Below are 12,551 nucleotides of genomic sequence, written 5' to 3'. Positions count from 1 at the left end.
TCCCGGGTTCCGAACTGGCTGGACATGATCCGCGGCCTCCTCACCGTTGCCGCGTTGGCCGGGAACGTGGAAGGCCTGGATCGGCGCGGCTGATGACCCAGTGTAATGCCGCGGCCCCCGTGCTCGGTGCACGGGGGCCGCGGGGCTCACGCTCCGGCCGGACCCGCCCGGCGCGCGAACGCCGAGCGCGAAGCGGCTCAGGCGGACACGGGGTCCGAACTGACCGGAGGGGCGTCGGTGGTGCGCTCGGCGAGCACCGCGCGGGACTGCTCGCGCACACCCGCCTCACGGTCGCGCAGCCACGAGTACAGCGGTGCGGCCACGAAGAGCGTGGCCAGGGTGCCCACGACGATGCCCACGAACAGGGAGAGGGAGAGGTCCTTGAGCGTACCGGCCCCGAGCAGGTAGGCGCCGATGAACAGGATGGAGCCCACGGGCAGGATGCCCACCACGGACGTGTTGATGGAGCGCACGAGCGTCTGGTTCACCGCGAGGTTCACCTGCTCGTCGTACGTGCGCCTGCCCCGCTCCGCGGGTGCGGTCCCGTCCAGGAGCCCGGCGGTGTTCTCACGCACCTTGTCGAAGACCACCACGGAGTCGTAGAGCGAGTAGGACAGCACCGTGAGGAACCCGATCACCGCGGACGGCGTGATCTCGAAGCCCACCAGCGAGTACACCCCGGAAGTGATGACGATCGTGACCAGCATGGCGGCGATCGAGGACACCGACATCTTCCAGGTCCGGAAGTACAGGGCCATCAATGCCAGTGCGAGCGCCACGAAGATCAGCAGCCCCCACAGCGCCTGCTGGGTGACGCCCTGACCCCACGTGGGACCCACGAACGTGGACGTCACACGGTCCTCGCCCACACCGTAGGAGTCCTGCAGCTCGTTCTTCAGGTCCAGGGTCTGGTCGTCGTCCAGCTGCTGGGTCTGCACCCGGACCGTCCCGGGGGCGATGTTGGTCACGGTGGACTCCTGGGCCCCGGCGGTGTGCGCCACGGCCCGCTCCCCGATCGCCGTGTCCGTGTTCGACACCCCGGACACGGTGAACTCGGATCCGCCCGTGAAGTCGATCCCCAGGTTGAACCCGCCCTTGACCACCGGGATCAGCACGGACACGACCACGAGGGCGAGGCTCACGGCCAGCCACAGGCCGCGCCTGCCGACGAACGGGTAGGACTTCCGACCGCTGTGCAGGTCGTTGCCGAAACGCGCGAGTCGATTGCTCATCGCTGGGCCTCCTCGGAGTCGGATCGAGCGGCGGAGGAACCCGCCCCGGCGGCGTCGGACGACGGCGCGGCGTCACCGGGCGCGTGCCCGTGTCCCGTCCCGGCGGCGTCGCCCGCGCCGTCGGTGCCCGCCGCGGCGGCGCGGCGACGGCGCTCGGCGATCGTGAGACCGTCGTGCTCCTCCGGGGACCGCAGCCGCCCGGCACCGCGGTAGAGCGGGACGGCATCGAGGGCCTGCGGGTCCAGCCCGGAGTTGCGGGCACCGGAGCCGAAGTACCGGGTGCGCGCCAGCAGCACCATGACCGGGTGGGTGAACAGGAAGACCACCAGCAGGTCCGCGATCGCGGTGAGGCCCAGGGTGAACGCGAAGCCGCGCACGTTGCCCACCGCCACGAAGTACAGCACCACCGCGGCCAGCAGGTTCACGGCCTTGGAGGCGAGCACCGTCTGGCGCGCGCGCTGCCAGCCGTGGTCCACGGCGGCGGGGATGGTCCTCCCGGCGCGGATCTCGTCACGGATCCGCTCGAAGTAGACGATGAACGAGTCCGCGGTCTGGCCGATGGCCACCACCAGACCCGCCACGCCCGCCAGCGACAGGCGGTAGTTGGCGCTCCACCCCAGCAGGGTGATGGCCAGGTAGGTGAGCACACCGGCCACCACGAGCGAGGCGATGGTCACGAGACCCAGCCAGCGGTACTGGAACAGGGAGTAGATGCACACGAGTGCCAGCCCGATCAGCCCGGCGACGATGCCCATGCGCAGCTGGTTGCTGCCCAGGGTCGCGGAGATCTGCTGCTCGGAGTCGATCGAGAAGGACACCGGCAGCGCACCGTACTTCAGCTGCTGGGACAGGAACTTGGCCTGGTCCTCGGTGAAGTTGCCGGTGATCTGGGCCTTGCCGTCCGTGATCACGGCGTTCATGGACGGTGCCGAGACCACGGACCCGTCCAGCACGATCGCGAACTGCGAGCGGGGGTCCTTCTGCCCGCCCTGGCTCAGTCCGTACAGCCGCTCGGACAGGGACTTGAAGGTCTTGGTGCCCTCGTCGTCGAACTGCAGGTTCACCGCGAACCCGCCCGAGGCGTGGCCCTGGGAGTTCGTGGCCTGGGCGTAGGAGGCGTCGGCGATGTCCGTGCCCGGGATCTCCACGGGGCCCAGGATGAACTTGGTGTTGCTCTGCGGGTCGCACGCCACCACGGCCTTGTCCTGCGGCTGGGAGGCGCGCTTCTCCTGGGGCTGCGGGGCGCTGCAGTCCAGCGCCTCGTAGGCGGTGTACACGTCGCGCGTGACCCAGTTGGGGTCCGAGGAGTCCTTGGGCTTGCCGCTGGGCTTGGGGATGGACTTGGGGTCGGTCCGCTTCTCCTTCGGGGTTGCGGCACCCGGGCCCGTGACGATCACCGGGCGGAACGCCATCTGCGCGGAGGTCTGGATCAGGTCCCGGGTCTCGGACGAGGGCACACCGGGCATGGAGACCACGATGTTGCGCCCGGACTGGGTGGTGATCTCCGCCTCGGAGACGCCGGAGCCGTCCACGCGCTGCCGGATGATCTCCACCGCCTGGTCCAGTTGCTCCTGGGTGATCTCCTCACCCGCCTGGTCACCCTGCAGCGTGGGGGACAGCACCATCTGCGTGCCGCCCTCGAGGTCCAGGGCCAGCTTGGGGCCCCACCCCGTGCGGTCGGTCGTGGTGCCGTACACCAGCAGTCCGGCCAGCAGGGCCAGCACCGCGAGCAGCGCCAGCAGCGCCTTGCGCGCGGACGACGCCGCCGCGGCGGCTCCCGAGCGGGCTCGCCCCGGTCCACTGCTGGAACCCCGGCGTGACCCGGTGCTCTGCCGGGGGGCGGTGTCCCGGGGGGTGCTGCGTCGCCGCCACCGGGAACCCCTGGGGGATCCGGAGGTCTCCGACCTCGTCTTCTCTGCTGCCATGGCTGTCCTTCGGGGAGCACGACGACCACCCGCGAGCGGTCGCCGCATGAGAAACGGGCCGAGGTCCTCGGCCCGTGACTCGTCGGGGGATGTCAGGTGGTGGGGGTGTCGCGGTCGTCGTGGCCGCGGGCGTCACGCCAGGTGCGGCGCTCGGTGGACTCGGCGGAGTCCGTGACCCCGGGGGTCCCCTCCGTGGTGCGGGCGGCCGTGGAGCCGTCCGCGGCACCGTCGGCGGTGGTGGCCCGGGGGGCGGTGGGCGTGCCGGCGGCCGGAGCACCGGAACCGGGGGTGCCGGTGGCGGGGTCCTCGGTCACCGTCGGGGTCTCGTCCACCACGGTGGTCACGGTCTGGGAGTGCACCGTGACCAGCTGACCCGGGGAGATCTCCAGGACGGCCCTGTTCTGCTCGCGGTCCATGTCCCGCAGCGTCCCGAACAGGCCGAAGCTCGTCATCACGCGCGTGCCGGGCTCCATGGTGGCCTGCTTGGCCTTCATCTCGGTCTGCGCCTTCTTCTGGCGCCGCATGGGCAGCCACAGCAGCAGCACCATGGCCACGAGCACCACCGGGAGGAACCATCCGGTCCCCCCTCCGGCGGCGGCTTGCTGGGTCTCTGCGAGGAGGGTCACGAAGGATCCGTTCTGTCGAGGATGTCGGGGGTGCACCGGCCCGCACCGTCCTCCGTGACGGGGGGGGCGGGTCGGCTCGGCGCACGATCCCGATCAGCCTACGGGATGGATCTGGTCACGCGCTGGATGAGTCCTCGTTGACGGGTTCCGTGGCCAGGGCGGTTCTCAGGGCCGGATCCTTGAACGCGGCGTGGTCCGGGACCTCCAGTCCCAGGTGCTCCCACGCCGCGGCCATGGCGATCCGGCCGCGGGGTGTGCGCCCCAGCAGGCCCTCGCGCACGAGGAACGGCTCCGCGACCGTCTCCACCGTCTCGGTCTCCTCCCCCACGGCGATGGCCAGAGTGGACAGCCCCACCGGACCGCCGTTGAACTTGCCCACCAGGGCGGAGAGGACGTTGCGGTCCAGTCGGTCCAGGCCCCGGACGTCCACCTCGTACATGTCCAGCGCGGCCCCGGCGGCACGGGCGTCGATGCGCTCCACTCCGTGCACGAGCGCCCAGTCCCGCACCCGCCGCAGCAGGCGGTTGGCGATGCGCGGGGTGCCGCGGGAGCGCGAGGCCACTTCCGTGAACGCCTCGGGGGTCATGGTGAGGTCCAGCAGTCCGGCCGAGCGGCGCAGCACCAGCTCGAGCTCCGGCACCGAGTAGAACTCCAGGTGCCCGGTGAACCCGAACCGGTCGCGCAGCGGACCGGGCAGCAGGCCCGCACGGGTGGTCGCACCCACGAGGGTGAAGGGCGGCAGGTCCAGCGGGATGGAGGTGGCACCGGCGCCCTTGCCCACCACGATGTCCACCCGGAAGTCCTCCATGGCCATGTAGAGCATCTCCTCCGCGGGCCGGGACATCCGGTGGATCTCGTCCAGGAACAGCACCTCCCCGTGCGTGAGCGAGGAGAGGATGGCCGCGAGGTCACCGGCGTGCTGGATCGCGGGTCCGGAGGAGATCCGCAGGGGGACCTCCAGCTCCTCCGCGATGATCATGGCCAGGGTGGTCTTGCCCAGACCGGGGGGCCCGGACAGCAGCACGTGATCCGCCGTGCGCCCGCGCAGCTTGGAGGCCTCCAGGACGAGCGAGAGCTGTGCCCGCACCCGCTTCTGCCCCACGAAGTCGTCCAGGGTGCCCGGGCGCAGCGAGGCCTCGAGCTGCTGGTCGTCGTAGTCGCCCTCGGCCCCCACCAGGCGCTGCCCGCCCGCGGATCCGCGCTCCTCCACGGCCATGCTCAGCGCCTCCCCGCGGGTGCGTGCGTGGTGCCCTTGGACGTGCCCAGCCACGAGAGCACGGCCCGCAGGATCTCGGCCACGTTGCCGGAGTCGGCGAGCTCCGGCTGGGACTGCAGGGCGTCGTCGATCCCGCGTGCGGCGTCCTTCTCGTTCCAGCCCAGACCGGTCAGGGCGTCCACCACCTGTTCGCGCCACACCTGGATCTGCGGCTCCGCGGCCGGCTGCGGCGCGGGCTCGGGCAGCACCAGCCTGTCCGCGAGCTCCAGCACGATGCGCCGCGCGGACTTCGGGCCGATGCCCGGGACGGCGGTGAAGGCCTTGTCGTCGCCGGTGGCGATGGCGCGGCGGGCGTCGTCGGGACCCAGCACCGAGACCGCGGCGAGAGCGGTGCGGGGGCCCACCCCGGAGACGCTGAGCATGACCGTGAAGATCTCCTTCTCGTCCGGGCGGGCGAAGCCGAAGAGCAGGGGGGACTCGTCCTTGCGGGCGATGTACGCGGTGTGCAGGTGGGCCGTGGCTCCCACGTGCAGCCCGGCCAGGGTGTGGGGGCTCGCGTGGACCTCGATCCCGAAGCCCGAGACCTCCACCACGGCCTGGGTGGCACCCACGAACGCGACCTCTCCGGTCAGCGAGGCAATCACGGTGCTGCTCCCCTCTCCCGGCCGGGGCCGGATGCTGTGGCACGAACGCGTGCGGCCCACCGGGTGGTGCCGCGGGGCACGGGATGCCGTCCCGTGCCGGATTCGAACACGTGTGCGAATATCTGCTCGTCACTGTAGCAATCCCCGCCGACGGCCTGGGCCGGCGCGTAGGAGCTCAGGGGCGGCGCCCGCGGGCGGGCCTGCCGGGAGCCGGGGCACCGGGTGCGCGCGAGGCGCTCTCGGCGCGCCGCCACGCCTGCTGGGCGGCGGTGAGAGCGGTCTGGCGGGGGGCGTGAGCGGGGCGGGAACCGGAGTGCGTGGAGGTGGCGGCCACCGCGTTCACCCCCGCCATGCCGCCGCGCCAGCCGTGGCACACCGCGAGCGCGAGGGCGTCCGCGGCGTCGGCGGGCCGGGGTGGGGCCTCCAGGCGCAGGATGCGCACCACCATGCGGTTCACGGACTCCTTGTCCGCGGAGCCGTCACCGGTCACCGCGGCCTTGACCTCGGAGGGCGTGTGCCACGCGACCGGGATGCCGCGCCTGGCGGCCGCGGCGATCACCACGCCCGTGGCCTGGGCGGTGCCCACCACCGTGGGGGCGTTGTTCTGGGCGAACACGCGCTCCACGGCCACCACGTCCGGGCGGAAGCGCTCCATGAGCTCCTCGGCGGCCTCCATGACGGACAGCACGCGCCGTTCGAGGGCCTCCCGGGCGCTGGTGCCGCTGACCTGCACGTGGACGAACGTGCCCGTACGCTGGGCGGACATGTCCACCACGGCGAAGCCGCAGCGCGTGAGGCCGGGGTCCACGGCGAGCACGCGCTGCGTCCCCGGGGTCCCGGTGCGGACCACCGGTCTACTCGTCGTCCTCGAGCTCGGCCATGACCTCGGCCGGGATGCTGGCGTTGGAGTAGACGTTCTGCACGTCGTCGAGCTCCTCGACCGCGTCCGCGAGCTTGAGGAACTTCCGTGCGCCCTCGGCGTCCAGGTCCACCTTCATGGTGGCGCGGAACTGGGGGTCGTCGTTGTTGTACTCGAGCCCGGCCTGGTCCAGTGCGGCGCGGATCGCGGGCAGGTCCGTGGCCTCGCTGACCACCTCGAACACGTCCGGCTCGTTCAGCACCTCGTCCGCGCCGGCGTCGAGCACGGCCATCAGGACGTCGTCCTCGGTGAGGCCGTCCGTCTTGGCCACCTCCACCACGCCCTTGCGCTCGAAGAGGTAGGCCACGGAGCCGGAGTCCGCCATGGAACCGCCGTGGCGGGTCACGGCCACGCGCACCTCGGAGGCGGCGCGGTTCTTGTTGTCGGTCAGGCACTCGATGTACAGCGCGGTGCCCTGCGGTCCGCGGGCCTCGTAGAGGATCTCGGTGTAGTCGATCGTCTCGCCGGTCAGGCCCGCACCGCGCTTGACGGCACGGTCGATGTTGTCGTTGGGCACGGAGTTCTTCTTGGCCTTGGAGACCGCGAGCTCCAGTGCCGGGTTCCCGGAGGTGTCCGCGCCGCCCATGCGCGCCGCGACCTCGATGCCCTTGATGTACTTGGCGAACGCCTTGGCGCGCTTGGCGTCGATCGCCGCCTTCTTGTGCTTGGTCGTGGCCCACTTGGAGTGACCTGACATGGATGACCTCCTCGAAAGAGTGCGTCCGGCCACGAACGGGCCGGACAGGATGGTGGATTGGCTCTCATGATAGCGAGCGCCGCCCCTGCGCTGTCACACCGGGGTGCGCACGATCCGCGGCGGCCGGTGCTCCGCGGCACCGGATCCTGCCCGGTGCCGCGGCGGGCCCGCACCGCGGACGACGGCGCCCGGGCAGCCGGCCGTGCGGCGTCGTCGCACCGGGACGGCCGGGCCCGGGGCGGGTTCAGCGCGGGCGGGAGGCGGCGACGCCGCGGGCCCGCTCGGCCAGCGTGTCGTCCAGGGGCGTGGCGGGCAGGGTCTCCCCGCGCAGCTCCAGGGCACGGGAGAGCAGGAAGTCCGCCACGCGTGGGTTCTTGGGCAGCAGGGAGCCGTGCAGGTAGCTGCCCAGCACGTTGTGCGTGCGGGCGCCCTCGGTGCCGTCCTGCCCGTTGTTGCCCGCCCCGGAGACCACCGTGGCCAGCGGCTGCTGACCGGCGCCCAGGTGCGTGAGCCCGGAGTGGTTCTCGTAGCCGATGATGGTTCCCAGCTCCGGCGACTCGGTGACGATGTTGCCGATCAGCCGTTCGGTGCCGCCCACGGTCTCGAGGTCGAAGATCCCGATGCCCTGCAGGGTCTCCCCCGCGCCCGTGCGGAAGCTGCGGCCGAAGAGCTGGTAGAGACCGCAGATGGCGAGCATGGGCACTCCGCGCGCCACGGCGTCGTGCAGCCGGGGGGCCACGGCCTGCAGGTCCTCGGCCACGCGGAACTGGCCCGAGTCCTGTCCGCCGCCGCCCACGAAGAGGTCGGCGTGCCCGGGCCAGGGGTCACCCGGGTTGTAGTCCACGATCTCGGTCTCGAGACCGTGGCGCTCGGCGCGGCGCTTGAGGGTCAGCGTGTTGCCCCAGTCGCCGTAGATGTTCATGTCCCGGGGGTAGAGCTGCACGATGCGCAGCGGACCGGCGGTGTTCTCAGCCACGGTGTCCTCCTAGATGGCCGCCACGTGCGTCATGCCGCCCAGGATCCTGCGCAGGGACAGCATGGCCGTGTAGGTGCAGAAAATTCTCATGGGACGCTCGCCCGAGCCTGCAATGAACTGCCGCAGCGCGTCCTCCAGGTCCGGCTCCACCGAGCCCACGCGCACGAGGTCGTAGTCCAGGCGCAGCGCCATGTCCCACGCCCGGACGCCGGAGACCATGTCCACGCCGGCGTCGCGGAGGCTGTCGAAGTCCACGTCCCACAGCCAGGAGACGTCCCGGCCGTCCGCGTACTGGTCGTTGATGGCGATCATCGTGGCGTAGTCCTGCGCGGAGGCGGACGCCAGGGACAGCCGGAAGCCCGCGGGGTTCTTCACGAGCAGCAGCTGCAGGGGCTTGCCCGCCACGGTGATGGTCTCGCCACGGCCGAACGCGGGGGTCACGCTGCCGAGCTCCGCCACGAGCGATGCCACGTCCGCGTCCGTCCCGAGCACGCGCAGCGCGGTGGCCAGGGCGGCGGCGGCGTTGTACTGGTTGTACACCCCGTACAGGTCCACCGTGGCCTCGTGCTTCTCGCCGCCCACGTTCAGCTCCACGCTGCGGGCGTTCACGGCCTCGAGCACGACGTCCGCGTCCGGGCGTCGGACCGAGGGCACCTGGACGTCCTGCTCCCCCGGGTCCACCTGGCGCAGTCCGTCCCGCATGTCGTCGTCGGAGGGGAACATCGGCCGCAGGGCGTCCGAGAGCCCGAACCAGCTGACCCCGGTGCCCTCGGAGAGGTCGTCGGCGAGTCCCGCGATGCGCGGGTCCTCGCGGTTGAGCACCACGGTCTCCGTGGTGGCCCGTGCCACCTGACGCAGCATCCGGCGGGTCGTGTCGATCTCCCCGAAGCGGTCCAGCTGGTCGCGCATCACGTTGAGCAGCAGGCTGATCCGCGGCTGCACCTGCTTCACGAAGTGCACCGCGTGGGCCTCGTCCAGCTCCAGCACCGCCACGTCCGCGTCCAGGCGTCCGAAGGCGTCCATCTCCGCGAGCAGCGAGGCCGCCACGCCGCGCACGAAGTTGGAGCCCGTGCGGTTGGTGAACACGCGCAGGCCCTGGGAGCGCAGCAGCTGCACGGTCATCTTGGTGGTGGTGGTCTTGCCGTTGGTGCCGCTGACCACCACCACGCCGCGCGGCAGCCTGGCGAGCTCCTCGGCCACGAAACCGGGGTGCAGCTTCTCCATGAACAGCCCGGGGAGGGCGGAGCCGCCGCCGCGCAGGCCGGTGGCCCAGCGCACTCCCTGGCCGAGGACTCGTACGAGAGGTCGGGACATGGTCTCCATCCTGGTGAGCGGGCGTGTGCGCCCGGCGGGGCGGGCGCTGCGGCCCGTGGGGGGGTGGCCCTGCGGCCGTGGGCGGACTCAGTCCCGGGGCCACGCGTTCGCGATGTCCTCGCGCGTGGAACCCAGGGTCTGGATGAGCGGTTTGGTGTGGGCGATCACGGGCATGAAGTTCCCGTCACCGACCCACCGGGGCACCACGTGCTGGTGCAGGTGCTCGGCCAGGGAACCGCCGGCGGCGGAACCCAGGTTGAGGCCCACGTTGAACGCCGCGGGACTCGCGACCTCCCGGATCACCCGGATGGCGGTGCGGGTGAGCGTGTTGAGCTCCCACAGCTCGCCGTCCGTGAGGTCCTCGAGATCCGCGACGTGCCGGTACGGGCACACCAGCACGTGACCGGGGTTGTACGGAAACAGGTTCAGCACCGCGAAGCAGTGCTCGCCGCGGTGCAGGATGAGCGCGTCCTCGTCCGAACGGGGCGGGGCGTTGCAGAAGGGGCACCCGGGCGGCTGCTCCACCGAGGTGTCCTCGCCGCGCACGTACGCCAGCCGGTGCGGGGTCCACAGTCGCTGGAACCCGTCCGGCACGCCGGGGACCTCGAAGTCGTCCCGGTTCACACCCTCCGCGCCCGACGCCGCCGCGCCCCGCTCCGTCACGACCGCACCGAATCCTGCGCCTCACCGGACGACGCCGCGGCCGCCGGCTCCTCAAGCGGCGCTCCGGTCGCCGGGACCTCCGCCACCGGGGCCGTGGGATCCGCGTTCTCACGCCGTGCGACGTGCCGCGTGACGAGCTCCACCGCATCGGCCTGGCTCACGCCGTTGTACTGCGAGCCGTCACGGAAGCGGAAGGAGACGGTGCCGGCCTCGGCGTCGTCGCCACCGGCGATCACCACGAACGGGATCTTGTCCTTGGCGGCGGTGCGGATCTTCTTGGGGAAGCGGTCCGAGGAGGTGTCCACCTCCACCCGGATGCCGCGCTCGCGCAGGGACTGCGCGAACTCGTCCAGGTAGTCGTTGAACGCCTCGGCCACCGGGATGGCCCGGACCTGGACGGGAGCCAGCCACGCCGGGAACGCACCGGCGTAGTGCTCGGTCAGCACGCCCATGAAGCGTTCCACGGAGCCGAACAGGGCCCGGTGGATCATCACTGGGCGCTGCCGGGTGCCGTCCGAGGCCTGGTACTCCAGGTCGAAGCGCTCGGGGAGGTTGAAGTCCAGCTGGATGGTGGACATCTGCCACGTGCGCCCGATCGCGTCGCGGGCCTGCACGGAGATCTTGGGGCCGTAGAACGCGGCACCGGCCGGGTCCGGCACGAGTTCCAGCCCCGAGTCCTCGGCGACCTCGCGCAGCGTGCGGGTGGCCTCGTCCCAGATCTCGTCCGAGCCCACGAACTTCTCCGGGTCCTTGGTGGAGAGCTCCAAGTAGAAGTCCTCCATGCCGTAGTCCTTGAGCAGGGACAGCACGAAGTTCAGGGTGCCCGTGAGCTCGCTCTTCATCTGCTCGCGCGTGCAGTAGATGTGGGCGTCGTCCTGGGTCATCCCGCGCACGCGTGTGAGCCCGTGGATCACGCCGGACTTCTCGTAGCGGTACACCGCGCCGAACTCGAAGAGCCGCAGCGGCAGCTCACGGTAGGAGCGCCCGCGGGAGCGGTAGATCAGGTTGTGCATCGGGCAGTTCATGGGCTTGAGGTAGTAGTCCTGGCCCGGTTTGGTGAGCTCGCCCGTCTCGGGGTCACGCTCCTCGTCCACGTGCATGGGAGGGAACATCCCGTCCCGGTACCAGTCCAGGTGCCCCGAGACCTCGTACAGGTGGCCCTTGGTGATGTGGGGGGTGTACACGAACTCGTAGCCGGCGCGGGCGTGGCGTTCGCGGGAGTAGTCCTCCATCTCCTTGCGGATGATCCCGCCCTTGGGGTGGAACACCGGCAGGCCCGAACCGAGCTCGTCCGGGAAGGAGAACAGGTCCAGCTCCACGCCGAGCTTGCGGTGGTCGCGGCGCTCCGCCTCGGCCAGCCGGTCCCTGTAGGCCTTGAGCTCGTCCTTGCTGGGCCACGCGGTGCCGTAGATGCGCTGCAGCTGCTTGTTCCTCTGGTCCCCGCGCCAGTAGGCGGCCGCGGAGCGCAGCAGCGCGTACCCGTTGCCGATGTGCTTGGTGTCCGGCAGGTGCGGGCCGCGGCACAGGTCCCGCCACACCACGTCACCGGTCTTGCGGTCCACGTTGTCGTAGACGGTCAGCTCCCCGGCGCCCACCTCGACGGAGGCGCCCTCGGCGGACTCCTCCATGGCACCGGAGCCCGGGCCGCCCGCCAGGTCGACGAGCTCGAGCTTGTACGGCTCGTCCGCCAGTTCCGCCCGCGCCTCGTCCTCGGTGACCGTGCGACGGCGGAAGACCTGGTTCCTGTTGACGATCTTGAGCATCGACTTCTCGAGCTTCTTCAGGTCCTCGGGTGTGAACGGCTCCGCGACGTCGAAGTCGAAGTAGAAGCCGTCCGTGATGTACGGGCCGATGCCGAGCTTGGCGTCCGGGCGCAGCTCCTGAACCGCCTGCGCCATCACGTGCGCCGTGGAGTGGCGCAGGACCTCGAGCCCCTCGGGATCGCTGACGAGCACGCGCTCCACCACGTCCCCGTCACGCAGCTCGGTGGAGAGGTCCTTCAGGACGCCGTTGACGTGCGCCACCACCACGTCCCGCTGCTCGGTGTAGAGCTGGGCGGCCGTGGTTCCCGACTCCGCGGTGCGGGTCTCGCCGTCCACGGTGAGTCGAAGGTCAGGGGCGTCCGTCATGGTGGGTGTCTCCTCGTCGGTTCAGTGGGGGCCCGCCCGTACCGGGGGCGCGCAGAGCGCGGGGCGCGCCGGAGCGGCGCCTGCGACCTCCCCGATGCTACCGCCCTGCCGCGCACGCGCACGACGCCGCCCGGGCAGCTCGGCGCGTCCTGCGGGGCACGGGTGGGGGGCTCGGGCCCGGAACGCACGTGTGCCCCGGGTGGATCACCC

At 71.4% G+C, this 12,551-nt stretch carries 11 protein-coding genes; all 11 read right to left on the bottom strand.

Annotated elements, in window-relative coordinates; genetic code table 11:
- Positions 1-197: 197 nt before the first annotated feature.
- On the bottom strand, positions 198-1,232 hold the full coding sequence (gene secF, locus C1C97_RS01245; RefSeq protein WP_121029764.1) for a protein translocase subunit SecF: 1,035 nt from the start codon (positions 1,230-1,232) through the stop codon (positions 198-200).
- Complete coding sequence (gene secD / locus C1C97_RS01240) at positions 1,229-3,157, bottom strand: protein translocase subunit SecD (RefSeq protein ID WP_121029762.1); 1,929 nt, start codon at positions 3,155-3,157, stop codon at positions 1,229-1,231. The genes secF and secD overlap by 4 nt, the downstream gene beginning before the upstream one ends.
- 92 nt (positions 3,158-3,249) lie before the next feature.
- A complete protein-coding gene (locus C1C97_RS01235) occupies positions 3,250-3,783 on the bottom strand; it encodes a preprotein translocase subunit YajC (RefSeq protein WP_233542647.1) in 534 nt (177 codons plus the stop codon).
- A gap of 115 nt (positions 3,784-3,898) precedes the next feature.
- A complete protein-coding gene (gene ruvB, locus C1C97_RS01230; protein WP_110920959.1) occupies positions 3,899-4,999 on the bottom strand; it encodes a Holliday junction branch migration DNA helicase RuvB in 1,101 nt (366 codons plus the stop codon).
- Positions 5,000-5,001: 2 nt separating this feature from the next.
- Positions 5,002-5,643 carry a Holliday junction branch migration protein RuvA gene (gene ruvA / locus C1C97_RS01225; protein ID WP_121029761.1) on the bottom strand — a complete coding sequence of 214 codons (642 nt, stop codon included), beginning with the start codon at positions 5,641-5,643 and terminating at the stop codon, positions 5,002-5,004.
- A gap of 175 nt (positions 5,644-5,818) precedes the next feature.
- Positions 5,819-6,493 (bottom strand): crossover junction endodeoxyribonuclease RuvC, encoded by a 675-nt coding sequence (gene ruvC / locus C1C97_RS01220; RefSeq protein ID WP_121029759.1) that lies wholly within the window; start codon positions 6,491-6,493, stop codon positions 5,819-5,821.
- Between the two features lie 4 nt (positions 6,494-6,497).
- Positions 6,498-7,259, bottom strand: coding sequence for a YebC/PmpR family DNA-binding transcriptional regulator (locus C1C97_RS01215; protein ID WP_121029757.1), 762 nt, complete (start codon positions 7,257-7,259; stop codon positions 6,498-6,500).
- A gap of 244 nt (positions 7,260-7,503) precedes the next feature.
- The gene (locus C1C97_RS01210; RefSeq protein ID WP_121029755.1) at positions 7,504-8,235 is read right to left on the bottom strand and encodes a type 1 glutamine amidotransferase; all 732 of its coding nucleotides are present in this window, start codon (positions 8,233-8,235) and stop codon (positions 7,504-7,506) included.
- 9 nt (positions 8,236-8,244) lie between these two features.
- Positions 8,245-9,558, bottom strand: coding sequence for a Mur ligase family protein (locus C1C97_RS01205; protein WP_110920205.1), 1,314 nt, complete (start codon positions 9,556-9,558; stop codon positions 8,245-8,247).
- A 78-nt stretch (positions 9,559-9,636) separates the two neighbouring features.
- Entirely contained in the window at positions 9,637-10,212 is a 576-nt protein-coding gene (locus C1C97_RS01200) for an HIT family protein (protein WP_110920206.1), read from the bottom strand.
- Positions 10,209-12,341: a threonine--tRNA ligase gene (gene thrS, locus C1C97_RS01195; protein ID WP_121029753.1), complete on the bottom strand. Its 2,133-nt coding sequence runs from the start codon at positions 12,339-12,341 to the stop codon at positions 10,209-10,211. The genes C1C97_RS01200 and thrS overlap by 4 nt, the downstream gene beginning before the upstream one ends.
- Positions 12,342-12,551 lie beyond the last annotated feature (210 nt).

The sequence above is a fragment of the Kocuria tytonis genome, from assembly GCF_003226895.2.
In the GTDB taxonomy this organism is placed as follows: domain Bacteria; phylum Actinomycetota; class Actinomycetes; order Actinomycetales; family Micrococcaceae; genus Kocuria; species Kocuria tytonis.
The sequence above is the reverse complement of the archived record's forward strand: the minus strand, read 5'-3'. Positions and strand labels throughout refer to the sequence as shown.